Source organism: Pseudomonas sp. P65(2024), assembly GCF_057480955.1.
In genome coordinates this window covers 89,666-114,545 of record NZ_JBLIYX010000001.1, presented here as the reverse complement: position 1 = coordinate 114,545, position 24,880 = coordinate 89,666, and the positions used below count along the sequence as shown (strand labels likewise).

Genomic DNA, 24,880 nt, shown 5'->3' with positions numbered 1-24,880 from the left:
TCGATCAATGAAGGCCCTAGGCTGTCTGGGGAACGATGTCGCAGGAGTGCTGCATGATTCGCTGTAAACGCGTCTACGAGGCGCTCGAGGGCGGGGATGGCCAACGCGTGCTGGTCGATCGTCTTTGGCCGCGCAACAAACGCAAGGAGGACCTGCACGGGCAGTGGCTGCGTGAAGTGGCGCCGTCCGACGCACTGCGCAAGGCGTTTCACGCCGGCGAGTTCGACTTTGCCGGTTTCACCCAGCGCTACCAGCAGGAGTTGGCCGCCCACCCCGAGCACTGGTATCCGCTGCTGGACCTGGCCGGCAAAGGCGACCTGACCTTGCTGTACGCCGGCAAGGACTCCGAGCACAACAACGCCCAGGTGCTGGCCCGGTGGCTTGAGGACGAACTGGAGCGCCGTGGGCCGGCCAGTTCGCCGGTGTGTTATGCCCCTTGAACTGATCCCTGCGACCGACGAACACCTCACGTTTGCCCGTGACCTCACGCGCCGCGCCATGCTGCCGTATTACCGCGAATTCGACCTGTTGTGGATCGAGCAAGCCTTCGATGAAGCCTGGGGCTGGCGCGAACAGTGGCTGGTGGTCGAGGACGATCGGGTGCTGGGCTTTTGCAGCCTCAGCCAGGACCGCCAGGCGCTGTATATCCGCGAGCTGCATCTGCTGCCCGAGCATCGTGGCCGGGGCGTGGGCGGCTGGGTGCTGGAGCAGTTGGCTGGCTGGACTCTACAGCGCCGGTTGCCGTGGCTGCGGCTGATGGTGTTCAGCAGCAACCCGGCGCGGCGCCTGTATCAGCGCCGAGGGTTCGTCGAGGTCGGGATGGACGAGTGTTTCGTGCGGATGCAGCGTCCGGTGCCCTGACACGATCCTGTGAGCGGCCTTGCGTCGCGAAAGGGCCGCAACGCGGCCCCCGGCGATCTTTGCTTTTACGCTGAAATCCTGGGGTCGCTCCGCGCCCCTTTCGCGACACAAGGCCGCTCAGGGGCCGTGTATTTTTCAGTCCTGGCGCACCCTGACCATCTGTTCCTGTACCAGCATTGCCTCCAGCACCGGCCCCTGCAACGCCAGCAGGTCGCCGGCCAGCAGGTTCTGCAGCAGTGCCTTGCCATCGAAGCGATTGCCCCCCAACTCGACCTCGCGCACCCCCTCGACCCGCACCACGGCCTTGCCCACCTGCCCCAGGCGATTGCCGCTGATCACCAGCGGCCCGGGCTGCGGCGTGGCGTTGCGCAAGCTGATGGCGTACTCCGGCGTATTGCCGATCCGGTTACCCACCAGCGTCAGGCCCGTGACCTCGCTGGCATCCACCGCGCTGCCCTGGCTGCTGGCCAGCAGGTTGTCGTCGATCAGCAACGGGGCTTCGGCCGTCGGCGCGAGGTTGCGCAGCTGGATGCCATGGCCACGGCTGTCGCCGATGCGATTGCCGGCCAGCAGCACGGTGCCGTGCTGGTCGCTGATCTCGATGGCGGCCTTGGCGGCGCCGAGGATCAGGTTGTTTTCGATCAATGCCCGGGTCTGGCCACGCAGGCGCACGCCGCTGTTGTTGTCGACGCCGCGCAGCTGGTTGCCACGCAGGCTCAGCTGGCTGTCGCGGGTGTCGATGGCATACTGCTGCGAGCCTTCGAAACGGCTGTCGATGATGGTCGCCTGGCTGTGCTGCAGCTCCACCGCGCTGGACAGCTCGCTGAAATGGCTGGCTTCCACCAGCAGCGTGGCGGGACGCGTACTGGCCGCCTGCTGGGTGCTGAGCGCGGTGCTCAGGCCGCGGGACAGGTTGGCGTTGTAGCCCAGGCGCTTGAGCGTCGAGCCGATCACCTCGGTATGGCTGCCCGCCCAGGCCACCACGAAGGGCCGCCAGGCACGGTCGGTGTTGCCGGGCTTGTCGCCGGCGACGCTTTCCAGCGTCGATTGGTTCAGCCCCAGCCAGCCCTGGTTGATCAGTGCGGTACCGGAGAAGCTGTACAGGTAGAGGCGCGTGCCCTCCAGCCGCAGCCCCGCATCGGCGCCGATCATCAACGGGTAGCTCAGCAGGTAGCCGTCCTTGTAGCGCTTGAGCACCCGTGGGTCGTGCAGCGCATCGTGCAGCTGCGCCAAGGTGATGCTGCCACCGCGCAGCACCACGGCCTGGGGGTGATGCGCCTGGTAGCCGGCGATGGCGCGGAACAGGCCGTTGTTGACGAACGGCTCGAACGGCCAGCTGCCGGCCTGGGACGAGAACATCGGCTGCAGGCTGACGCTGGCGCGGCCCGCAGGTGGCGGGCGGCGCGCCTGCTCGAAGGTCACCGCCTGACGGGTCTGGTGGCGCAGTTGCTCCAGCTGCTGCTGGTGCTGCGCCTGGGGCAATGTGTCCATCACCGGCGCGGCCCGCGCGGTGGTCGCCAGCAGCAGGGCGGCCAGGCAGGTGAAATAAAAGCGGCTGAACGGTGCCATGGGAGCGTCCTTGATCAAGGCAGGTTGGGGTAGGCCGGCTTGAGCGGGCCGCCGATCTGGCTGTAGTTGTCCACTTCGCCGTCCTCGCTGTCGTAGAGCTGGCGGGCGAGGGCATGCTCGGGTCGACGGGCCAGGAACGGGATCAGCCAGGCCAGCTTGTAGGGCGCGACGTCGGCCTGGCGCTGGCCCTTGAGCTGGGGCAGGGAGTCCGGGGCGAGCACGCTGCGGGCGGCGAAGGTGGCCAGCTGGTCGAGGGTGCGTTGGTCGTCCTCGCTCCAGGCCAGGCCGTTGGCCCGGGCCGACTCGCCAAGAAGCACCAGCGGCACCAGGGCGTACTGGCTGTAGTTGGCGGCCAGCTTGCTGCGCGCCACTTCCAGCGGCAGGTAGGCCTGGTCGCCACTGCGCACGGCCTGGGCCAGGCCCCGGCGCAGGTTGCCGTCGGCCCAGCGGATGAAGTCGTCGCGGTCCACCAGCATGCCGGCGGCGGCCACCGCCCAGGCGGCCCAGTAGTCGTGGTTGTTGAAGTAGACCGTGGTGGACTGGCGGCGCGGGTCGTATTCGCGGATCACCTGCTCGCCGAGCTGGTTGAACCAGCGTCGTTGCGCGGGGCTGAGCGGCGCCTTGCCGTCGGCTGCCGCCTGGGTCAGCAGCACCGCGCCGGCCATGGCCGCCAGGGCCCACTTGCGCGCGGCCATGCCGGTGTTGCTGGCGTCCGGGTCGAGCAGGGCGCCCGCTTGCGCCCAGTGTTCCAGCCACTGGTCCTGGCAGGCCAGGGCCATGTTGGCCTGCTGCGGCTTGCTGGCGTTCTGGAAGCGCTTGCCGGCCTGGATCAGGCCGTCGACGAACTGCTTGATCTGCCGGGCGACGCGCTCGCTGTCGGCATCGGGGCTGGCGCGCAGGGTGGACTTGCTGGCGTCGCGCGGGTCGTACTTGCTTTGCAGGTGCAGGCTGGCGGTGTAGGGCGGTGGCGGCGCCTTGCTGCAGGTGAGGGTGCGGTAGTCGCCGATCATGGCCGATTGCGCGGTGGCGCGGGCGGGCCAGATCGATTGAGCTGCGTGGGTGGGGAGGGGCAGCAGGGCGATTGCAAGTAGCAGGAGCACCCCAGGGGCCGGTTTCACAGGCACAGGCGGGTCTCCACATCGGTGGCGGCGGTGCCGGCCTTGGTCGGTTCGAGGAACACCGAAAGCAGGTTGGCGCCGGCGAACTCGGGGGCCTTGCTCAGTTCCAGGTAGTACTGGCCGCCGCTTACGGCCGCCTCGCGGCGGAACCACACCTTGTCGCGGGCGCCATTGTCGTAATAGACGATGATGTAGAAGTCCTTGACGCTCCTGTCGCTCAGGCGGATATCGAGAAAGCCCTTGGACACGGCCTGCCGGGCGCCGCCAGCATTGCTCAGCAACTCTATGCGTTCGCCGACCTTGAGTGGCGGACGCTGCAATTTCGTGCCAAGGATTTCCCTGGACGCCTTGCAGCCGCCGTGTATCGCCGGCACCAACTGGCGGTACATCAACGGCGAATCCAGGCGGTAGTTGGCCGGCAGTTCCCAGACGATCAGCTTGGGCGGCGCCTCGGGCTTGTAGTCGGCGGACAGCAGGTACTCCAGCAGCGAGCCGTCCTCGCCCACGCCGGGCAGGGCGTAGTTGAGGACATCCGCCTCCAGGTACTGTTTCAGGTAGCCGTCGAAGTTGAACTGCTTGCTCTCGTCCTCGCGAGCCGCGGCGTTGCTGTCGCCGACCAGGATCACCTCGGGGTCGGGCGCCTCGTCGAACAGGGCGTCGCTGCTGTCGGTCAGCGGCACGGTCTGGTAGCCGCGCACGTACTGGAAACCGTAGTTGTTGCCGCAGATGTAGCTCAGGGCCAGGTTCAGGGTGCCGTCCTTGGGCACCATCACGCCGGGCTCGGTGCTGTAGCGCTTTTTGGTCAGGCTGTCGTAGAACGGCTGGCGGCGGATCTCTTCGGCCATCAGTTTGGCCGTCGCCTCGGCGCCGCTCGGCGTCCAGTGGTGGTCGCGGCGGAAGAAGTACTCAGCCTGGGGTGGCTGGCGCACCAACTGCATCATCGGCGCCACCACCGCACCGGCCTGACGCAGTTGCCCCAGGTAGCTGTCTAGGTTGCGGCTGGCGCGCGGGTAGTCGAATCCGTGCAGTTGATCGGGGTAGAGCTTGTCGCGGTGCATCAGGCCGCGGGTCGGCTGGATCGCCATGGCCACCTGGATGCCCTGGCGGTGGAACGCGTTCATCAGCCGGGCGAACTCCGGGCGCATGGGCGCGGGAATGCCGAAGTCATTGGTCAGGTCGACCATCGAGCGGAACAGCCAGCGCTCCTTGCCGGGGACGATCTGGCGCATCAGCTTCATGCGCCCTTCGGCATAGTGCTGCGGTTCGGCCAGGGCCGGGCAGACCATGCACTGCAGGTTTTCGCAGCCGGGCCGGGCGGGCTCGGCGGCCTTTGCCTGCGTGCCGAGCAGGGCCAGGGTGGCCGCAAGGCCGAGGGGGAGGAGGGTGTTCATGGGCCAGTCATCCTTGCGTGCGGCACGGCGTCACTCGGTCGGGTCGATGCTGTTGGCCAGGCTCAGGCTGCGGTTGCCTGGCAGCAGCACATAGCTGTACGAGCGGCCCTTCTTGAGGAACAGCTCGTCGAAGCTGGCCACTTCCTGGTCGCCGACATAGGCGGCGAAGTCGATCTTGATCTCGTTGACCATGCGCGCGCCGGTCTGGCCACTGGCCAGGGCCTTGACCACCTCGTGCTTGCCGTCGGCGGTGCGCAGCGTGGCCTGGGCTGGCGTCAGGTTGTAGAAGGCCACCTGGGCCTTCTTCGGCTCGTTGACGTACTGGTCGGCGATCAACTGCAACTGCTTGCCGTCATAGACCACGGTGCTGGCGGCGTTGGCCGCCAGGTTCGGTTCGATGGCCTTGGCGCCGATGCCGATCCTGTGCACGCCGGCCGGCACGAAGCGGTAGCCGCTGAGCTGACCGGGGGCGACCTTCTGCGGGTTGAGCTTGCCGCTCAGGGCCACCTCGACATTGCTGTCGGACAGGTTGAGTACGCGCACGAACGCCGAATCGGCCGGGGCCACGGCGTCGTACAGGTCGGCGTTGCCTTCGGCGGCCAGGGCAGTGTGGCTGGCGGCGGCCAGCGCCAGGGCGGTGAACAGGGGTGAAAGCTTCATCAGGTTCTCCTAGGGACGTCAGAAATGCCCGGGCTGGGCGCTGCGGGTCAGCGCACCGGGACGATGGGCCAACAGGGTGCGCAGGGGGAACTCCCAGACCACGGTGTCGATCTGCGGGTTCTGCAACTGGTCGCCGGCGAGGAACTGGTTCATCGCCTCGAACGGCCCGCGGGCCTCCACGGCGATGGACAGCAGGTCGCGGTTGAGCGCCTCCTTGAGGAACCCGACGAAGTTCCAGTCGTCGATCTTGCTGTAGCTGGTGCCCACCAGCAGCAGGCTTTGCGACTGTTCGGCGAACAGCGCGTCGCTGTCCTGTTCGGCCTGGAGGGTCTCGTACAGCTCGATCGGGTTGGGGCCGAACTGCGGCGCCAGGCGCGCATGGTCGAACTGCAGGTAGTTCATCAGGTCGCCATTGACCGTCTTGTCACCGGCCTTGTGCGAGACGTACACCTGGTCGCCGAGCAGCTGCGGGCGCTGGCGGGCCAGTTCATAGGCCGACAGGCGCGCGCCGTCCGGGCTCCAGTGGGTGTCGGACTTGAGGAACAGCCGTGGGCCGGCCAGGTGGCGCAGGTAGGCGTCGCGCAGTGGCACCACGTCCAGCCGGCGTAGCTGCAGGTCGGCGACGAAGCGGTCGTAGAGGCTGTGCACCCGCGGATCGAAGGCGCGCTCGGCGTGTCTGGCGTAGATATCCAGCTTCATCGGCAGCGGCAGCAGCACCAGGTGCTTGCCGTGCTCGGCCAGTTGCCTCTGGACTTTGACGATTTGCTCCAGCTGGCTCGCCAGGCTGGCGTCCAGGTCGTTGGGCACGCGGTATTCCTGGTTGGTGTAGAGCCAGCCGTCCTTGCCCAGCACCACGCCCTTGGTGCCTTCGCCGAACAGCTGGAACTGGGCGTCGGCCCACAGCCGCTGTGAAGGTGCGCGCAGGAACAGGCGCTTGTCGTAGACCTGTTCGAACTTGCGCAGCAGCTTGCCATCGACAAACAGGTTCCAGCTGTCGGTCTGGGCGCGGGCGAAGCTCAGCACCGGCGGCAGCGAATAGACGAACATCGCCGCCAGCGCCAGGGCGAAGACCACACCGTTGGCCTTGCCGGCCGAATTCATCACCGGGTACATGGCACTCTCCTAGAACTGGAAATACAGGAACGGCGAGAACGAACTGGCCGCCAGGCTGCTCAGCGCCAGCAGGAAGCCGCCCCACAGCAGCAGGCTGTGCAGCACGCCGACGTGACGCATGAAGTAGCCTTCCTTGTTGCCGGCGTAGAAGCGCACGTTGTTGATCCCGGCCAGGATCAGCCAGGCGACCGCCACCAGGGCGAAGGCCATGGCCATCTTCGAGGCGCCGAGCACGTAGAGCTCCAGCGAACCGAAACCGTTGAAGCCCAGCAGCGCCTGGTAGATCTGCAGGCTGTGGCGCAGGTCCATGGTGAAGAACAGCGGCATGCTCAGGATGATCAGCAGCGCGGTGCGCAGGTTGCGACCCAGGTGATAGGGCGTGGTGACCTTGGTCGCGAGGTTGAACCTGCGCTCCAGCACCATGCCGATGCCGAAGAAAAGCCCCCAGCAGATGAAGGCGAAACTGGCCCCGTGCCACAGGCCCGACAGCAGCATGGTCCATACCAGCGCCGGCAGGGCGCCGGCCACGCGCTTGCGTACCAGCGGCAGGTACACGTAGTCGCGCAAAAAATGCGCCAGGGTCATGTGCCAGCGCGACCAGAACTCGGTGATGCTCTGCGACACATAGGGCTGGTTGAAGTTTTCCGGGAAGCGGAACCCCATCATCAGCGCCAGGCCCAGGGCCATGTGGCTGTAGCCGGCGAAGTCGAAGTACAGCTGCAGGGTCGAGACCACCAGGCCGAACCAGGCATCGCTGAATTGCAGGGTGCCTTCGCCGACGAACAGCACGTTGATCGGCGCCAGGCGGTCGGCGATCAGCACCTTCATGATGAAGCCGAGCATGAAACGGCACACCCCCAGCGAGAACAGCTCAAGCGAGTGGCTGCGCTGGCGCAGCTGCGGGGCGAGCTGGCTGTAGCGCAGGATCGGCCCCGCCACCAGGTGCGGGAACAGCGCGACGAAGGCGGCGAAGTCGATGAAGCTGCGGGTGGGCGTGGCATCCTTGCGGTAGATGTCGACGATGTAGCTCAGGGCATGGAACACGTAGAACGAGATACCCAGCGGCAGGAAGATGTTTTCCAGGGTCCAGGTGTTGATGCCCAGCGGCGCCAGCAGCAAGGCCAGCACCTCGGCGCCGAAGTTGGCGTACTTGAAGTAGCCGAGCGTGGCCAGGTTGCCGACCACGCCAAGCCACAGCAGGCGCAGGGCGCGGCGTTTGTCGCCGGCGTCCAGGCGCGCCTTGATGAGCAGACCGAAGCCGTAGTTCCAGGCGGTGATGGCGACGAACAGCAGCAAAAAGTCCGGGCGCCACCAGGCGTAGAACACGTAGCTGGCGGCGACGATCACCAGCGAGCGCCACTGCGGCCGGGCCAGGTAGTAGATGGCCAGGAACAGCGGCAGGTAGAGGAACAGGAAGACGTTGGAGGCGAAGATCATGCTGGCCGGTCCTTAGTAGCTGATCACCACGCCGACACTCAGCTGGTAGTCGTCGCCGCTGTCCAGCGCGCTGCCTGCGTTGAGGTAGCTGGCGCTGACCAGGGTGTTGACGTCCAGGTGCTTGCCGTCGAGGGCTACCGGGAACATCTTCCAGTAGTAGTTGAGGTCGATCATCTGGCCGACGTTGTCGCCCTTGCCATGCAGGCCGGCGTTCAGTTCGCTCTGGCGCCGGGCGCGGGCATCGGCGGCCATGCGGATCGGCAGGGCGCCGCCTTCATCGCGCAGGTTGAGCTGGGTCACCCGCAGGTCCAGGGCGCTGCGCGCCGTGGGCCGGGTCTCCAGGGCCAAGCCGTAGTAGCTCAGGTTGCGCAGGTCGAGGGCGACGAACGAGCTGGCCAGGCGCGTGCTGTACGAGCCCTGGCGGGTGATGCGGTCGGACTGGATCGGGTTGAGCCGAAAGCCGTCGTTGTCGTCGTCCGGCTTGTCGGTCAGGCCGCCGCGCAGGGCCACGCGCGGGGTCCAGGGCAAGGTCTCGAAACGCTTGCCGACCTCGCCCAGCGCTGCCCAGCCGCGGCTGCCGTGGCCGGTGCTGGTGACGCCGTTGCCGGCGGTGTTGTCCATCGTGCCGTCCAGTGCCGCCAGTTCCAGGTGGTAGTCGCTGGCCAGCGGCAGGTTGTCGCCCTTGAAGAACAACCCGTAGCGCCAACCCTTGAAGTCGTAGCGGTCGTCGACGTCGTGGCCGCTGCGGTCGTTCTCCTGCATCAGGCGCATGCCGACCTGGTTGTTCGGGCTCCAGCGATAGGCGTACTGGCCCATCAGGTACAGCGTGCGCGCTTCGCTTGCGGCCAGCGAATTGACGTCGGTGTTGTAGTTGCGAAATTTCTGTCCGACCGCGACGAAGGCATCGCTGAAGGTGTCCTGGTAGTTGAAGCGCAGCGACTCCAGGCTGTCGTCCCACCAGATACCGTAGTCGTCGTAGAAGCGCTGGCGACCGAACGACAGCGAAAAACGCGGGTCATCGCCGATCAGGTTGCGCTTGACGTACAGCTCGCGCAGCTCGGCGTACCAGCCCTCGGGTTGCTCGCGTTCATTGTTGTTGGTCGACTCGTTGGCCAGGTTGCTCGACTGGCTGGAGTCGTAGTTCAGCCACAGGCGGCCGTAGACCATCCATCTGGCCCAGCGTTTTTCCGGCGAGTACCAGGCGAACGACGGCTCGTAGCGCAGGCTGTAGAAGCTTTCGCGCTCGCGGCCGACCTGGGCGTCCTGAGGCCCGTAGCCGGTCTGCACGGTGAGCTTGTTGAAGAACTCCGAGGTGATCACCGGCTCGCTGCCGTCAACGGTCGCGACGCGCACCGGCGCGCTGCTGTCGGCCTCGGGGCCGGTGACTTCCTCGCCCGCCAGCACTGTCAGGGGCGCCAGGGCGAGCAGGGCGCCGAGCAGGGGTGGATGGGCTTTCACAGGGTGGCCTCCTTCAACATATCGTTGCGCGCGGCCAGGGCGCGCTCGATGTCATCCTTGGGCAAGGTCTTGTCCAACCGCTTGATCAGGCCACGGGCACGGGTCTCGCCCAGGTCTAGGGCGATGCGGGCGTAGGTGTAGGCCTTGACCGGGTCGTGGCAGATGGCCCGGCCGCGCAGGTGCACAGTGGCCATGCGGTACCAGGCCGCGGTCGAGCCCTGTTCGGCCTGTCGCTGCCAGATGGCCAGGGCGCGTTCCTGGTCGGGCTGGTCGAGGCCGCCCTTGCTGTACAGGTCGCCCAGCAGCAGTTGCGCGTCGGGGTAATGGGCGGCGATCAGTTCGTCGATCAGCGCCTGGGACTTTTGCGGATCCAGGGTCAGCCAGTTGTTGACCATGTAGAACGCCGCGTCCAGCGCCTTGGCCCGGGTCGGGTCCTTGGCCCGCACCTGGGCGATCAGCGCCTGGGCCTGCTCGGCGTTGTGCTCGGTGGGGTTGGAAATCATGAAGTTGGCCTTGGACACCTGCGCCGGCAGGTAGCCGCGGGCGACGGCGTTGTCCAGCCAGCGCTGGGCCTCGGCGATGCCGTCGGCGCGCTGCTGGTCGTCGGCCTTGTCGCGGGCCAGTTGCTCGGGCGTCGGCTCGACCTTGGGGCCTATGGCGCGACTCTGGCGCTGCTCGCGCTCGGCATCCAGCTCGGCGCGGGTGGTGCCGTGGATGCTGTCCAGCAGCGCGCCGATGCGCTGCACCACCTCCACCGGCAGACTGGCCATCTCTGGCTCCAGGCTGCGGGCGAAGGCGAGGAAGGCCGGGTCCTGGCGCTCGCCGAGGAAGCGGTAGTAGCGCTCGATGCCGCGCGGGTCGATGCGTGCCGCCTGCTGGTACCAGCGCTCGGCGGCGGCTCGGTCGCCCTGGCGCTCGGCGACCACGGCGCGGTATAGCTCGGGGCGGCAGTTGAGCAGGCAGCTCTGTTCGTACAGCGCCAGCAGTTCGGCGGCGCGCTCGCCGGGAAACAGCTGCGGATAGACCAGGAACACCTCCAGGCTGGTGCTGGTGCTGCGCGGATCACGGTCGTTGGGGTAGCGGGCCAGGGCCTGACGCACCCACGCCTCGTGGCTGCGCTGCAGGCGCGGGGTGCGGTCGAGCAGGCGTGCCAGCGAGGCCAGCGCCGGGATCTGGCCGTGGCCATCGGCGAAGGCCTCCTGGTACAGGCTCACGATGTCCTGGCGGTTGGCACTGTCGCTGTTGGCCAGCACATCGCCGAGCAGCTGCTTGGAGGCCAGGTCGCCACGCTCGGCGAGGGCGCGCAGGTCGCTCGTGACGTCGGCGCTTGGGTCCTTGTACAGCGCGTAGCGGATCTGCTCCAGGCTCTGCCCGGCCCAGCCGCTGCCGGCCCAGGCCAGGCCGAGACCGGCCAGCAACAGACGCGGGGCGTTCTTGGCGTTCATGAGCGGCCCTCAGTTGCCGTTGCCGAACGGCAGGCCCAGGTACAGGTCGACCGCCACGGCCTTCTGGTAGGCCGCCGCCGGCAGTGGGCTGTCCGGCTGGATGGTCAGCGCCAGGTTGTGGTTCAGCTCGTCGGAGCGGGCGTCGACCACGGTGCCGCTGAAGTGCTGGTCGAGGCCGAACACCTGCATCTCCACCGAGCGCACGCGGCCGACATCGGCGAGCTTGTCGAACGGCACGTTGGCGCGCACGAACAAGCCCTCGTTCTTCGGCAGCAGGTGCATCATCGGCGCGGCCTTGTAGCCATAGCCGTCCAGCGGCGGCGACGGGTACCAGACCTGGCAGTCGCACGGGCTGTTGATCACCGTCTCGACGCTGGCGCGGCCCAGCAGCGCCTGCAGGTCGCCCGGGGCGAGGTCGGCCAGGGCCTTCATGTCCGCCGGGCTGGTGAAGCTGGTGGCCAACTGGGTGGAGATGTTCGCCAGCGGCTGGCCGGCCTGCACCTCGCTGGCGCCGTCCGGCAGCAGGTACTTCACGTAGCCGTTGTCCGGCATGCTGATGACCTGGGCATTGCCGGCGACCGTGGCCTGCAGCGCCGGGATGCGGAAGAACAGCAGGTAGCCCTTGTAGCCAACGAAGCCCAGGGCGGCCAGGCCGGCGGCGGCGTAAAGCGCGGTGCCGGCCACGGCCTTGAGGCGCTCGGCCGGGGTGCGGGCGCTGGCCTGCTGGTGTTTGCGCGCCTTGATGTAGTTCTCGCGCTGCATCACGTTGAACAGGCCATTGATGTCTGCGACTTCGCCCGACAGATAAGCGCTGATCAGGTAGCGCAGGATGTCGCGCTTTTGCGCGTCGAGGTCGACGAACTGCGCGCCGACCTCCTTGCCGCGCTGGGAGACGATGCGCACCTTGCCGTCGATCGACAGGTCCACCTGGTTCAGACGCAGCTGGATCGAGCCGTCGTACAGCGCGCCGACGGTCAGTGGCGACTCGTACAGCAGGCCGATGCCACCCAGCGAGATATCGGCAAGGTCGGCCTCGAACGGTTCGCGTCCGGCGCCGGACAGGCGCACCCGGGCGTGCATGCGGGTGCGCACGTACTGACGCTCGTCGATGGCCTCGTGGACGATGTTGGCCGCGGTCTTGCCCGGGGCCGCCGGGGTATTCGAAGTACTCATGTGCAGGCGCCTTTCCTTAACGTTGCGTGAGTTCCAGGAGAACGGTGATGACCCCGAAGAAGATGGCGATCGAGGAGCACAGCATCGCCTTCGAGGACCAGCGGTTGAGGCTGGCGTCGAAGTCGACGCTGCCGGTGGCCAGGGTGGTCTTCTGCCGCGTCCAGCGTTGCTGGTCCATGTGGAACATCGCGTAGACCTTCATCAGCGAACCGACGATCTGGTTGTAATAGAGAACGAACGGGTACATCGGGCTGACCGGGTGCCCGGCGAAGACGAACAGCACCGTCACCAGGCTGCGCGAGACCAGCACCCAGAACAGGTACACCAGCAGGTACTGGATGCCGAACACCAGGCCGGCCACCACCGAGGCGGTCAGGCCCATCAGGCAGGTCCACATCGACACCCGCTGGTCGAGCAGTACATAGAGGGTGAACAGTCCCAGGCGCGCGCGGCCGAGCAGGGCGGTGGCGCGAAAGTTCTGGCGCAGCGAGTTGCCGTACCAGCGGAACATCAGCTGGCGGGTGGCCACCCAGAAACTGTCGCTGGGCGGGTGCTCGACGGTCAGGGTGTGGCTGTCGGGCACGTAGAAGGTGTCCCAGCCGGCGCGCATCAGGCTCAGCCAGCTCGACTTGTCGTCGCCGGTGAGGAACTGGAAGCGGCCCAGGCGCCAGTGCTCGAGAAAATCCGCCTCGACATCGCGGATGAAGCCAGGGTCGGTCATCACCCCGGCGCGGAAGAACGACAGCCGCCCGGTGAGGGTCAGCACCCGGTGCGACAGGGCCATCGAGCACATGTTGATGTGCCGCTGGACGAAGCGCATCGAGTGCCACTGGCGCATCCAGCGGCTGCCTTCGACCTCGCAGAACTCGTTGGTGGTCAGGCCGCCGACGTCGGGCAGCACGGCGAACAGCTTGACCGCCCGCTCGACGCAGCCGGGTAGCATCATGGTGTCGCCGTCGACCACGCCGACCACCGCGTCGTCCAGCGGCATCTGCCGCGACAGCGCGCGGAAGGCATGGGCCAGGCCATCGCGCTTGCCGGTGCCGCGGGCGCGGACGATCACCAGGTCGATGTCGTCGCGTCCCTGCACCTCGTCGCGCATGATGTCCTTGATGAACTGCTCGTCGCCCTTCTCGACGATCGAGGCAATCACCGTGCACGGCACCTTGAGCCGCTGCACCTCCTGGAACACCGACTGGTACACCTTGAAGGTGGTATGGGTGGGGATGCGAAAACTGGTCACCACCATGAACATGTGCGACGGCAAGGCCGCGTCGCCCAGACGCTCGACCCGGCGGCGCAGGCGTGGGAAGCGCCAGTGCAAAAAGTACATGCCGCGCAGGTAGTGGACGATGGCGTTGCCGTAGCGCCACATGCCCAGGGTGCCGATGATGAAGATGAACTGGTGGTGGCTGGGGTCCAGGTACTGTGGCGCGACCATCTGCGCGGCCAGGGCGATCAGCCCGGCGAGCAGCGCCCAGGCGCAGAAGCCGGCCGCCGCGCGCATGTACGCCGGGGCCGCGAAAGGCCGCTGTTGCTGTCGTTCCATGGCGTTGTAGCTCCTTGGGTCGGGGCCCGCCGTGACGGCGGGCAGCGGCGTGCCTTACCAGCAGATGCCGTGGCGTTGGGCGTCGCTGCTGCCGGCCATGAAGCCGACCAGGTCGATCACCTGCTTGCCGTTGCCGACGTCCAGGGCCTGGACGAAGCGCTCGTCGTTGTTGCCCAGCACGATCACCTCGGCCTCGTCGATGACCTGCTGCAGGTCGCTGCGCAGCAGGGCGCTGACATGGGGAATCTGCTGCTCGATGTATTGCCGGTTGGCGCCGAACTGACGGGCGTGGTCGACGTTGGCATCGAAGATGCGCAGGTCGTAGCCCTTGCCGATCAGTTGTTCGGCCAGGGTCACCAGCGGGCTTTCGCGCAGGTCGTCGCTGTTGGCCTTGAAGGCCAGCCCGAGCAGGGCGATGCGGCGCTTGCCGGCCCGGGTCACTAGGTCGAAGGCGTTCTCTACCTGGTTGCGATTGCTGTCCATGATCGAGGCCAGCAGTGGGTGCGCCACGTCCAGCTGGCTGGCGCGGTAGGTGAGGGCGCGCACGTCCTTGGGCAGGCACGAGCCGCCGAAGGCGAAGCCCGGGCGCAGGTAGTAGCGCGACAGGTTGAGCTTGTAGTCCTGGCAGACCACGTCCATCACCTCGCGGCCGTCGACCCCCGAGGCCTTGGCGATGTTGCCGATCTCGTTGGCGAAGCTGACCTTGGTGGCGTGCCAGACGTTGCAGGTGTACTTGATCAGCTCGGCGACCTCGATCGACTTGCGGATCACCGGGGCGTCGAGGCCTTCGTACAGCGCGGCGAGCAGGTCGCCCGAGCGGCTGTCGAGTTCGCCGATCACGGTCATGGCGGGGAAGTCGTAGTCCTGGATCGCCGTGCTCTCGCGCAGGAACTCCGGGTTGACCGCCACGCCGAAATCACGCCCGGCCTGCTTGCCCGAGGCCTGTTCGAGGAGCGGGATGACCACGTTCTTCACCGTGCCCGGCAGCACCGTGCTGCGCACCACCACGGTATGACGGCTCGCCTTGTCGCGCAGGGCCGCGCCGATCTCCCGGCACACCGCTTCCATGTACACCAGGTCGAGGTCGCCATTGGCCTTGCTTGGCGTGCCGACGCACAGTAGCGACAGTTCGGTGGCCAGGATCGCCGCCTGGACATCGGTGGTGCCGCGCAGGCGGCCCTGGCGCACGCCGTCGAGCAGCAGCTGTTCCAGGCCTGGCTCGACGATGGGCGAGCGGCCCTGGTTGATCATGTCAATCTTCGCCTGGGCGACGTCCACCCCCAGTACCTGGTGCCCGCGTGCCGACAGGCAGCCGGCGCAGACCGCCCCCACATAGCCAAGTCCGAAGATACTGATGTTCATAGATCCCTCTCCCCAGGCGCGGCGCAAGGCCGGCCGAGATACTCAGTTCAAGAAGTTGTGAAAATGCCAGACGCGCAGGATCAGGCCGCGCTAGATATATAGCGATGCAGGCTGTTTCTTGGTGGTCTTTTTACATCCTAAGGAGTTTTCTGATAGTTCGGCAAGCTTTGTTGTGTTGTTGTTTTGATAAATTCTAAGTGTGCTGTGATGAAGTTAAAAATTACTTATAAAACAATGAGTTAAAGTTAGATAAAAGTTGGGCGTCAAAAAAATGATATGCTTGTTTGTGCCGATAAAATGACGCCAAAATGGCGTTTTTCGACACTTTTTCCGCCGTTTCAGTCGTGCTTCGATGTACGCTTTTTTACTGACTTGGGTGATTTTTCTGATTCTTGGAAGTGCTATTTTCGTCTGTCGTCGGGCGCTTCCATGTCCACCAGCCGTCCGGCTGTGGCGCAATGATGGCTTGCAAGGATTGGATCCAATTGGCATAGTGCCGGACGACTGCGCAAGCATTCACTCGGGTGCGGGATGCACCCGTCTTCCATTCATGCAAAGGAGGCAAGCAGATGAACGGATTCGGTCCGCGACTCAGAGAAGAGCGCGAACGCTTGGGGCTGACCCAGCGTATCTTTGGCGATATCGGCGGTGTCGAGCCCAACGCCCAGGGCAAATACGAGAGCGGCGAACGCACGCCGCGCATGGATTACCTCGCGGCCGTCGCCAGCAAGGGCGTCGATGCGCTCTATGTGCTGAGCGGCGTGCACACCCCCGCGCCGCTGGACAGCCTCACGTCCGACGAAAACCGTCTGCTCGACGCGTTCCGCCGCCTGCCTTCGGCCGACCAAGCCGCGGTCTGGCACCTGCTCAACCGCCTGGCGGGCGAGGAGGGGGGGGCGCAAGTGCTGCGCATTCGGCGGCCTGACCGGCAGGCATATTTCCATGACGCTTTGCGCTAGGTTCGTTGTGAAAAATTTTGTTAAGGTGGCGGGATCCAATCGCCCCACTGACGAGGTGTCTGCTTGATTAGGGTCCTGGTGGTCGACGATCACGATCTGGTGCGTACCGGCATCACACGCATGCTGGCCGACATCGACGGGCTGCAGGTGGTGGGGGAGGCGGACTCTGGCGAGTCCGCCCTCAAGCTGGCCCGCGAGCTCAAGCCGGATGTGGTCCTGATGGACGTGAAGATGCCAGGGATCGGTGGTCTGGAAGCCACGCGCAAGCTGTTGCGCAGCCATCCGGACATCAAGGTGGTCGCGGTAACCGTGTGCGAGGAAGACCCGTTCCCCACCCGCCTGTTGCAGGCGGGTGCCGCGGGCTACCTCACCAAGGGTGCCGGGCTCGACGAAATGGTCCAGGCGATTCGCCTGGCCTTCGCCGGCCAGCGTTACATCAGCCCGCAGATTGCCCAGCAGCTGGCGCTCAAGTCGTTCCAGCCCCAGGGCTCGCCGTTTGACGCGCTGTCCGAGCGGGAAATCCAGATTGCGCTGATGATCGTCGGCTGCCAGAAGGTGCAGATCATCTCTGACAAGTTGTGTCTGTCCCCCAAGACCGTCAATACTTACCGTTATCGAATCTTCGAAAAACTCTCGGTCACCAGCGACGTCGAACTGACCTTGCTGGCCGTCCGCCACGGTATGGTCGACGCAAGTCTGTAAGCACACCTCATGTCACAACCTTTTGATGCAAGCGCGTTCCTGGCGACCTGCAGCGGTCGCCCGGGCGTGTACCGGATGTTCGACGCCGAGGCCCGGCTGCTGTACGTGGGCAAGGCCAAGAACCTCAAGAAGCGCCTGGCCAGCTATTTCCGCAAGACCGGGCTGGCGCCGAAGACGGCTGCCCTGGTGGGGCGCATCGCCCAGGTCGAAACCACCATCACTGCCAACGAGACCGAGGCGCTGCTGCTTGAGCAGACGCTGATCAAGGAGTGGCGGCCGCCCTACAACATCCTGCTGCGCGACGATAAGTCCTACCCGTACGTGTTCCTGTCCGACGGTGAATTCCCGCGCCTGGGCATCCACCGTGGCGCGAAGAAGGCCAAGGGCCGTTATTTCGGCCCGTACCCCAGCGCCGGTGCCATCCGCGAGAGCCTGAGCCTGTTGCAGAAGGCGTTCTCGGTGCGCCAGTGCGAGGACAGTTACTACGCCAACCGCACCCGCCCGTGCCTGCAGTACCAGATCAAGCGCTGCAAGGGTCCGTGCGTGGGGCTGGTCGCCGCCGAGGAGTACGCCGAGGACGTGCGCCATTCGGTGATGTTCCTCGAAGGCCGCAGCCAGCAACTGGGCAACGAGCTCAGCGCCGAGATGGAAAAGGCCGCCATGGCCCTGAACTTCGAGAAGGCCGCCGAGCTGCGCGACCAGATCGCCCTGCTGCGCCGGGTCCAGGATCAGCAGTACATGGAGGGCGGCTCCGGCGACGTCGACGTGGTGGCGGCCTTCGTCAATCCGGGCGGCGCCTGCGTGCACCTGATCAGCGTGCGTGGCGGCCGGGTGCTGGGCAGCAAGAACTTCTTTCCCCAGGTGGGCATCGAGGAGGAGGTGGCCGAAGTCATGGCCGCGTTCCTCTCCCAATACTACCTGGGCAACGCCGAGCGCGAGCTGCCGGGCGAGCTGATCGTCAACGTGGTGCACGACGACTTCGCCGCCATCAGCGAGGCGCTGCAGACCCTGCGCGGCCGCGAAATCAGCATCAGCCACCGGGTGCGCGGCACCCGCGCGCGCTGGCAGCAGTTGGCGGTGACCAACGCCGAGCAGGCCCTCAATGCCCGCCTGGCCAACCGCCAGCACATGGCCGCGCGCTTCGAGGCGCTGGCCCAGGTGCTCGACTTGGACGAGGTGCCGCAACGCCTGGAGTGCTACGACATCAGCCACTCCAGCGGCGAAGCCACCGTGGCCAGCTGCGTGGTGTTCGGCCCCGAAGGCCCGCTCAAGTCCGACTACCGCCGCTTCAACATCGAAGGCGTTACCGCTGGCGACGACTACGCGGCCATGCACCAGGCCTTGCAGCGCCGCTATGGGCGGATCAAGGACGGCGAGGGCAAGTTGCCCGACGTATTGTTGGTGGACGGCGGCAAGGGCCAGCTGAACATGGCCCGCGACGTGATGCAGGAACTGGGCTTTGCTGACCTGACGCTGCTGGGGGTGGCCAAGGGCGTGACCCGCAAGGCCGGTTTCGAGACCCTGTACCTGAACGACGTGGCCCACGAGTTCACCCTCAAGGGCGACTCGCCGGCCCTGCACCTGATCCAGCAGATTCGCGACGAAGCCCACCGTTTTGCCATCACCGGCCACCGCGCCCGGCGCGGCAAGGCCCGGCGCACATCGAGCCTGGAGGACGTCGCCGGGGTCGGCCCCAAGCGCCGTCGCGACCTGCTGAAACATTTCGGCGGCCTGCAGGAGCTCAACCGCGCCAGTGTCGACGAGATCGCCAAAGCCCCCGGCATCAGTAAAAAGCTTGCCGAGTCGATTTATGCCAGCCTGCATAGCGAGTAGAATGCCGGGTTCAACTCGCAGCCAGTCGTACCGATGAATATTCCAAACCTGCTCACCGTTCTACGCGTCCTGCTCATCCCGATCTTCATCCTGCTGTTCTATGTGCCCTATCACTGGAGCTACATGGCCGCCAGCACGGTGTTCGCCATCGCCGCCGCCACCGACTGGCTCGACGGCTACCTGGCGCGTCGCTTGCAGCAGAGCACCCCGTTCGGCGCCTTCCTCGACCCGGTGGCCGACAAGCTGATGGTCGCCGTGGCCCTGGTCCTGCTGGTGCAGGTGCACGCCAACTTCTGGCTGACGCTGCCGGCGGCGGTGATCATCGGCCGCGAGATTGTCGTCTCGGCGCTGCGCGAGTGGATGGCCGAGCTCGGCGCCCGCGCCCACGTGGCGGTGTCGAACCTGGGCAAGTGGAAGACCGCCGCGCAGATGCTGGCGCTGGTGATCCTGCTGGCCAACCCGCCGCTGCTGACCTTCTGGGTGGTGCTGGGCTATGGGCTGCTGCTGGTCGCGGCGGGCCTGACCCTGATCTCGATGGTGCACTACCTGCTGGCCGCCTGGCCGCACCTGCGCGAAGGTTCGGAGCAGAAGTAAAAGTTTTTTTGAATCAAGGGGTTGACGCCGTTCTGGAAATCGCTAGAATGGCACCCATCACGACGCGGGAATAGCTCAGTTGGTAGAGCACGACCTTGCCAAGGTCGGGGTCGCGAGTTCGAGTCTCGTTTCCCGCTCCAAATATAGATCTACAGAGTTTCATGGGATTCTTTAGATCATTGAAAATAGACGCTTCGGCGTCTTTTTTCGTTCCAGTCAAAGCCACTCCGATCGCATGCCTCGGTACCTACCCCGACGTCGGCCTGTGTCAGGCGCGCTCACTGCGCTATGAAGCGCGGCGGCTGATCGCCCAAGGCACCAACCCTTGCACGCATCGCCGGCATCAGCGCCGCACCCAAAACCTTGCAGAACAGAACACCTAGCTGAGCGCATCAACGGAATCCTCAAAACAGAGCTGCTGCTAAGTAGCCCTGAAAGTCTGGAACAGGCAAGGAAGATGGTTGTTGAGCCGTGCAGATCTACAACACAGATCGGCCTAACATGGCCCTGAAAAACAAAACGCCCGATGCGGTGCATCGGGCGTTTTAAGGCCTATCGGCCTACCTGAACAGGTGTAAATCTATTTCAGGGCTAGACATTGTCAAAGCCATCTGCCGGCTTTGCTGTCAATCAATCAACCAACCCGGATCACCCTCGACCAAGGTTCCGCCATGGCTGGTGGTGTCTCCCTCCCTTGCCGCCGGTTGGCCCTCGATGATCGTGCTGCCAGCACCGGTTTCGATGACAGCGCCACAACTGATTCGGTCGCCGACGCGTGCTATTGCCCTGCCATCCACGAATGCTGCGCTTGCGCCTGTTTCTACGGTGCCTTCGCCATGGATAGGGCAACTATGACGATGGCCTACGAGTACGATGGGTTTCATTTGCGCTTTCCTTTTTTTAGTTGAACAGGGGCTTCGTCGAAAGCCTCTGGCGGAGGCGGTGCTGCCCGGACATTGAACAGGCGGCACACGGCGTACCAGCCGATGGCGAGGCCGAGGTTGTAGGGGAACAACACGGCCCAGAACGGCAGTTGCCAGTTTTTCTTGCCCTGCATTTCACCGGGCTCGCCGGTTCGCCAAGGGGCGTAGTGGCGCCAGGCTTCTGCCGGGGTCAGGCAGATGGCATGAAGCGGCCGGTGCCACCAGTTGGGGTCGCCGGGAGGAGGGAGTTTGGATGGGCCGTGGTTCATGAACTGGCGAATGTATTCCCAGACTTCGGCGACGTGTTTGATGTCGGATTCAGTGGGTTCGTTGCTGTCGACCCATAAGCAATCTTTCTGGTGCAGGCTGCCATCCTCTCTAGGTGGGGCGAAGGCAAGTGCATAACTGGTGCTAAAGGATGAGCCTCCAAATTCGGTACGTTTGAATACGCCACCATGGGTCTTGTTCCAGTCAAAAGTGATAAGTTTTTTGCCGCGTTGGTAGTAAATTTTTTTGGTTGATCGGATGAAGTGGAAGTTTGAAAGTTTTTTTATGAAATAGATTCTATAGGCGAGGAAAGGTGTGAATATTAGTGGTGCAAAAATATACTGGATCACGGACTGGGTGCGTTCTAGTAGTATGGGTCTGTATTCGGGGTCTGCAATGTCTGGGTAGAAAGAAAGAGCCAGGGCTAATGTCATGGCGGTGTATAGTTTTGCCATGAATACAGAATCGGATACCCACGGGTTTTGCAAGGTTAATGTGTCTGTGGACAAGTTTTTTAGCTGTCCATTAATTGCTGGCTTGTATCCAGAGCTTGAGTTTTTATTGAATATCCATATGACTGCCATGATTAGCGCTCGAGACGAAAAATTGAATTAACCTTGTTGCCTTCACTCAAACCTTGGTTGGAAATATAGGCTAGATGCAGTGAGGCATGGTTTTGGTTGTTTATCGTATTTTTAAAGTTCAGAATTAAGCCGGCGCCTATAACGTAGCAAATAGTGGTAAGTGGAAAGACGACCATTTCTCCGTCTTCACGAAGACTGCTCAAGCTACCTGACCATTCGCTTGTACCTACGATGAAACCCGGTAGGAATACTGTGAATTCCACGGTGGATTGTGTAGTGGTGACTTCGTTATGGGTGATGGCAGCCCAGTTTGCTGGTGCCCAATATTTATTTTCATGCCAGCCACTGTCGACCCCGGTTATACCAAAGGATCGCGCTTCTTCTGCGGTTATTAACCTTGGTCCGTAATGCTCATCATGCCAGGCTTTAAGTTCGTCTTGCAGAGACGGGAATGTAGGAAGTTTTTTTTCATGATCCAGAACGACTTCGGGATGCACCTCTCCATCGTTTTTACGATTGCCGAATATGCTCCTTGCTGCCCACAGTTCAATAGGGGTATGGAGGTGTTCATACGATTTGGCGTGAAGGTATAAGCCTCCAGCGATAATCACTGCTCCCAGGAGTACAAGCGCTGCTGCGCCCCACCCGGCAAAGGGTACAACTGATGTAACTCCCGCAACCGCGAGTCCGCCCTCCAGTACTAAAACGGAGCCTGCCGCGACAGCGCTTCCGCCATAAAGTGTCAAGTCAGATGCTTCCGTGTTGCCGTGTCGTTTTTGTCTTTTTGATTTTTGAAAGTCTGAAGCGAGTCCTAGAAAAATTGCAGGGTAACCGGATAATCGTGCAAACAGATTGCTCCCCAAGAACTTGATTACGCCGTTACCAAACGCCATCCCCGGCGCCGTCGAACTCAATCGCAGCATTGCTGCTTGCTGCGTTTTTCTCACGCTAACCAATGTCGCCGCGGCCGCACCGATCACCCCGAAAATCGATGCCGCAAACCCCAAGGTATATTCCGGCGCATCGCTTTTCTGCAGGCTGTTGTAAGCCGTCTTCAGCGAGATCACGTTGAACCACAGCATTCCGGCGTTCAGAGCACCGCCTCCGCCCGACGTAAGCAACCCGAGAAAGCTGGGTTTAACCCGCGCAGTGGTGGTCAACTCAACCGCCACCGTCCGATTGCCCGAAATACGCAACTGCTTCATTTCCTCAACCTGCGCCATGCCGCTCTTCAAATACCGCTCCACCTCCTGGCTGAACGGGTTTTCACGGATGGCCTGGTCGGTGATCTGGTAACGCGCCGCCAACAGCCCCAGCGCTTTCTCGGCATTGGCCTCACGCGCCGCCAGCAGTACTTGCTGACGCAGGGTATGGCTGGCATCCCAGCGGGTCTGGCCACGCAGGCGTTTGAGCACCACGGCGTTGACGGACTGGGCAGTGAGATCGGTGATGTCGGCAATGGCCGGAAAACGCCCGGCCAGCCCTTCGATGACATTGTCGCTGCCACCCAGCACACCGCCGGCCGCATCGGCTTTGTCCTTGAAGGGGTTGAACGGCGCCAGGGCGGTGTAGAGCGGGCTGTCGTGCTGGTCCAGCCACTGTTCCAGGCGTTTGAAGCGCAGGTCTCGGTCTTCGGTACCGGGTGTCGGCTGGCCCATCGGGTAAATCAGCAGGGCCAGGGCGATTTCCAGGCCACGGGCCGAGATGCGTTCGTTGCGGTCATAGCACGCCAGTGCGGCGGCCAGGCTGTAGGGGTCATCGATATGCGCAGCTTCGGCCGTGGCCAGCCACGCGTCGTGATCATGACTGGCGTGCAGGGCAAGGTTGCGCAGGCCTGCAATGCGCTGCTCCAGCTCATCGCGTTCGGCGAGGAACTGCAGGTATTTGTCGGTATCGATGCGCAGCGCCAAACGCGCACCGTTTGGGGAATAGTCCTCGTGAGTGAGGGCCCGATAACGTGCCTCGGCCGGGGGGAAAGGGCGTCCGGTGCGGGTGGACTGCAGCCTTATCTCGACCACTTCGGTAGCGGGCATATCCGCCGGATACATCGTCTCCAGGGTTTTGTTCAGCAACAGGGCGACCAGGTTGCGATGGTGAAAATCGCGGCTCTGCTGGCTGAGCCGTTCGGCATCCAGCTGGTAGCACGCCGGTACGCCTGCCTGCTCGGAGCCTTGTGCAGGTTTGGTGTGTTCCAGCTGTTCGGCGGGCATCAGGTCGTGCAGTTGGTGCTGGTAGGCCGAGACCGACAGGCTCAGGTCCAGGGCCACGCCTTCAGCATCAGCCAGCGCCACCACCGGTATTTTCGGCTGAGTGCTGGGATAGTCCCGGGCAATGGCGTTGAGCCTGCCGACGGACAAGGTGGTTGTGGACGCGTGGCTGCTCCAGGTCAGGGACATACGCCGGCTTGCCGGTTTGTAGTCTTCGACCCAGTTTTGCAGCGCACTGAGCGGCAGTACATGAGGCTGGGTGGAGCGGGCCGGGTTGCCGTCAATCAGCTCGGCCATGTCCAGCTGGCGCATATGCCGTTTGCGCAGGGCTGCTGAAGCGGTGATGCGGGCAGTCGTGGCGTTGGTCCACAGGTGCGGGCTGTAGCCGATCCACACTTCCTTGGCGGTATCCGGGCAGGTGTCGGCCCATACCCAGCCCATGCTCTGGCTGGCCAGGTAGCGTTCGCGCAAGTGGTAGCCTTCCAGGCCCTGGTAGCGCAGCTCCCGGTAATGTCCTTCGCCGTCGTACTCATGAATGATCAGCTTTTCGCCCTGAGGACCTTTCATGAACACGTAGATGTAGCCTGGGCGCAGCGCGCGCAGGGTGTAGGATGAGGGCTGCAGCGGGGCGAAGCCTTGTTCCAGGTTGAAGCCTGCGCCTGCGTAGCGACAGGCCGGGGCATCGCCCGTACGCGGCACGATGGCATAGCGCACCGGCAGGATGGGCACGCGTGGGCTGCAGGCGGGGCCGGAGGTGGCGCTGTTGGCAGAAACGTCGGTCATTTACGCTGCCTTTTGGTTGAGCGTACTGGGGCTTCGTCGAAGGCCTCTGGCGGAGGCGGTGCTGCCCGGACATTGAAGAGTCGACACACGCCATACCAGCAGAGGGCGAGGCCGAGGTTGTAAGGGAACAACACGGCCCAGAACGGCAGTTGCCAGTTTTTCTTGCCCTGCATTTCTCCGGGCTCGCCGGTTCGCCAGGGGGCGTAGTGGCGCCAGGCTTCTGCCGGGGTCAGGCAGATGGCATGAAGAGGCCGGTGCCACCAGTTGGGTTCGCCGGGAGGAGGGAGTTTGGCTGGGCCGTGGTTCATGAAGTGGCGAAGGTATTCCCAGACTTCGGCGACGTGTTTGATGTCGGATTCAGTGGGTTCGTTGCTGTCGGTCCAGAGGCAATCTTTTTGATGGAGACTTCCGTCTTTTCGACGGGGTGCGAATGCGAGTGCATAGGAGGTGGTGAAAGATGATCCACCAGACTCTGTGCGCCTGAAAAGACCACCTCCAGTATTGCTCCACTCGAAGACGAATACCTTCTTAAAGCGTTGGTAGTAGATTTTTTTTGTTGAGCGGTTGAAGCAAACGCTTGATAAGCCTTTGATGAACCATATTCGGTAAAATAGAAATGGAAGGAAGGTAAAAGGCATAAGCACCATTCCGGTCATTAGTATGGGTTCAAGTAAAAAATCCTTCCAGCTGACGCTAGAAAATAGAAATGGGTAGAAACCGATCATTAATCCAATAATCATTGCGCAGTAAAGTTTTCCCATGAATACAGAGTCTGTTACCCATGGGTTGCGTAGGCATAAAGAGTTTTTGGATATGTTTAATAGCTGTCCACCAATGGCGGGTTCGTACCCTGAGCATGAGGTTGAGTTAAAAAGCCATATAGTTGCCATGA

At 63.8% G+C, this 24,880-nt stretch carries 22 protein-coding genes, 1 tRNA gene and 1 pseudogene; 9 read left to right on the top strand and 15 right to left on the bottom strand.

All coding sequences use genetic code 11. The features are described from left to right. Window positions 1-53 precede the first annotated feature (53 nt). Both AC25MA_RS00555 and AC25MA_RS00550 read left to right on the top strand, forming a co-directional pair. Window positions 54-440 (top strand): DUF488 domain-containing protein, encoded by a 387-nt coding sequence (locus AC25MA_RS00555; RefSeq protein WP_182324478.1) that lies wholly within the window; start codon window positions 54-56, stop codon window positions 438-440. After that, window positions 430-861, top strand: coding sequence for a GNAT family N-acetyltransferase (locus AC25MA_RS00550; RefSeq protein WP_280060427.1), 432 nt, complete (start codon window positions 430-432; stop codon window positions 859-861). The genes AC25MA_RS00555 and AC25MA_RS00550 overlap by 11 nt, the downstream gene beginning before the upstream one ends. A gap of 135 nt (window positions 862-996) precedes the next feature. On the opposite strand, the gene AC25MA_RS00545 is transcribed toward AC25MA_RS00550, so the two are convergent. The 11 genes from AC25MA_RS00545 to AC25MA_RS00495 are packed head-to-tail and all read right to left on the bottom strand — an operon-like array spanning window position 997 to window position 15,136. Continuing rightward, entirely contained in the window at window positions 997-2,430 is a 1,434-nt protein-coding gene (locus AC25MA_RS00545; protein ID WP_486971680.1) for a right-handed parallel beta-helix repeat-containing protein, read from the bottom strand. 14 nt (window positions 2,431-2,444) lie between these two features. After that, a complete protein-coding gene (locus AC25MA_RS00540) occupies window positions 2,445-3,554 on the bottom strand; it encodes a polysaccharide lyase (protein WP_486971679.1) in 1,110 nt (369 codons plus the stop codon). Then, entirely contained in the window at window positions 3,545-4,939 is a 1,395-nt protein-coding gene (locus AC25MA_RS00535; protein WP_062359422.1) for an alginate O-acetyltransferase AlgX-related protein, read from the bottom strand. The genes AC25MA_RS00540 and AC25MA_RS00535 overlap by 10 nt, the downstream gene beginning before the upstream one ends. Window positions 4,940-4,969: 30 nt before the next feature. Then, on the bottom strand, window positions 4,970-5,599 hold the full coding sequence (locus AC25MA_RS00530; RefSeq protein WP_028692535.1) for an alginate O-acetyltransferase AlgF: 630 nt from the start codon (window positions 5,597-5,599) through the stop codon (window positions 4,970-4,972). 18 nt (window positions 5,600-5,617) lie between these two features. Next, a complete protein-coding gene (locus tag AC25MA_RS00525; protein WP_028692534.1) occupies window positions 5,618-6,712 on the bottom strand; it encodes an alginate O-acetyltransferase in 1,095 nt (364 codons plus the stop codon). Window positions 6,713-6,721: 9 nt separating this feature from the next. Continuing rightward, window positions 6,722-8,149: an MBOAT family O-acyltransferase gene (locus tag AC25MA_RS00520; protein WP_028692533.1), complete on the bottom strand. Its 1,428-nt coding sequence runs from the start codon at window positions 8,147-8,149 to the stop codon at window positions 6,722-6,724. A 12-nt stretch (window positions 8,150-8,161) separates the two neighbouring features. Continuing rightward, entirely contained in the window at window positions 8,162-9,607 is a 1,446-nt protein-coding gene (locus AC25MA_RS00515) for an alginate export family protein (protein WP_062359416.1), read from the bottom strand. Next, the gene (locus AC25MA_RS00510) at window positions 9,604-11,052 is read right to left on the bottom strand and encodes a tetratricopeptide repeat protein (protein ID WP_486971678.1); all 1,449 of its coding nucleotides are present in this window, start codon (window positions 11,050-11,052) and stop codon (window positions 9,604-9,606) included. Before AC25MA_RS00510 ends, AC25MA_RS00515 begins: the two co-directional genes overlap by 4 nt. A 9-nt stretch (window positions 11,053-11,061) precedes the next feature. Beyond that, window positions 11,062-12,225: a PilZ domain-containing protein gene (locus AC25MA_RS00505; RefSeq protein ID WP_486971677.1), complete on the bottom strand. Its 1,164-nt coding sequence runs from the start codon at window positions 12,223-12,225 to the stop codon at window positions 11,062-11,064. Between the two features lie 16 nt (window positions 12,226-12,241). Then, entirely contained in the window at window positions 12,242-13,774 is a 1,533-nt protein-coding gene (locus AC25MA_RS00500) for a glycosyltransferase (RefSeq protein ID WP_028692529.1), read from the bottom strand. A 54-nt stretch (window positions 13,775-13,828) separates the two neighbouring features. Further along, window positions 13,829-15,136, bottom strand: coding sequence for a nucleotide sugar dehydrogenase (locus AC25MA_RS00495; protein WP_028692528.1), 1,308 nt, complete (start codon window positions 15,134-15,136; stop codon window positions 13,829-13,831). A gap of 569 nt (window positions 15,137-15,705) precedes the next feature. Here AC25MA_RS00495 and AC25MA_RS00490 point away from each other — a divergent pair. The 7 genes and pseudogenes from AC25MA_RS00490 to AC25MA_RS00460 form a co-directional block, all read left to right on the top strand. Next, window positions 15,706-16,095, top strand: a complete 390-nt coding sequence (locus tag AC25MA_RS00490) for a helix-turn-helix domain-containing protein (RefSeq protein ID WP_028692527.1) — start codon at window positions 15,706-15,708, stop codon at window positions 16,093-16,095. Between the two features lie 63 nt (window positions 16,096-16,158). Then, complete coding sequence (gene gacA / locus AC25MA_RS00485; RefSeq protein ID WP_028692526.1) at window positions 16,159-16,797, top strand: response regulator transcription factor GacA; 639 nt, start codon at window positions 16,159-16,161, stop codon at window positions 16,795-16,797. Window positions 16,798-16,806: 9 nt separating this feature from the next. Continuing rightward, window positions 16,807-18,630, top strand: coding sequence for an excinuclease ABC subunit UvrC (uvrC, locus tag AC25MA_RS00480; protein ID WP_050704747.1), 1,824 nt, complete (start codon window positions 16,807-16,809; stop codon window positions 18,628-18,630). 33 nt (window positions 18,631-18,663) lie between these two features. Beyond that, entirely contained in the window at window positions 18,664-19,224 is a 561-nt protein-coding gene (gene pgsA / locus AC25MA_RS00475) for a CDP-diacylglycerol--glycerol-3-phosphate 3-phosphatidyltransferase (protein WP_028692524.1), read from the top strand. 64 nt (window positions 19,225-19,288) lie between these two features. Continuing rightward, window positions 19,289-19,364 (top strand) — tRNA-Gly (locus AC25MA_RS00470). Between the two features lie 21 nt (window positions 19,365-19,385). Beyond that, entirely contained in the window at window positions 19,386-19,607 is a 222-nt protein-coding gene (locus tag AC25MA_RS00465) for an integrase arm-type DNA-binding domain-containing protein (protein WP_213883003.1), read from the top strand. Then, a pseudogene (locus AC25MA_RS00460) lies at window positions 19,589-19,773 on the top strand (integrase core domain-containing protein); the annotation flags it as partial. The gene AC25MA_RS00465 and the pseudogene AC25MA_RS00460, both read left to right, overlap by 19 nt. Before the next feature lie 77 nt (window positions 19,774-19,850). Here the strand turns inward: AC25MA_RS00460 and AC25MA_RS00455 are convergent. From AC25MA_RS00455 to AC25MA_RS00440, 4 genes are read right to left on the bottom strand one after another with little or no spacing between them, the layout of a single operon-like run. Then, window positions 19,851-20,108: a PAAR domain-containing protein gene (locus AC25MA_RS00455; protein ID WP_139670126.1), complete on the bottom strand. Its 258-nt coding sequence runs from the start codon at window positions 20,106-20,108 to the stop codon at window positions 19,851-19,853. Continuing rightward, window positions 20,105-20,998, bottom strand: coding sequence for a DUF6708 domain-containing protein (locus tag AC25MA_RS00450; protein WP_486971676.1), 894 nt, complete (start codon window positions 20,996-20,998; stop codon window positions 20,105-20,107). Before AC25MA_RS00450 ends, AC25MA_RS00455 begins: the two co-directional genes overlap by 4 nt. Window positions 20,999-21,000: 2 nt before the next feature. Then, the gene (locus tag AC25MA_RS00445; RefSeq protein ID WP_486971675.1) at window positions 21,001-23,988 is read right to left on the bottom strand and encodes a T6SS effector BTH_I2691 family protein; all 2,988 of its coding nucleotides are present in this window, start codon (window positions 23,986-23,988) and stop codon (window positions 21,001-21,003) included. Beyond that, on the bottom strand, window positions 23,985-24,878 hold the full coding sequence (locus AC25MA_RS00440) for a DUF6708 domain-containing protein (RefSeq protein ID WP_435768283.1): 894 nt from the start codon (window positions 24,876-24,878) through the stop codon (window positions 23,985-23,987). Before AC25MA_RS00440 ends, AC25MA_RS00445 begins: the two co-directional genes overlap by 4 nt. Between the last annotated feature and the right edge of the window lie 2 nt (window positions 24,879-24,880).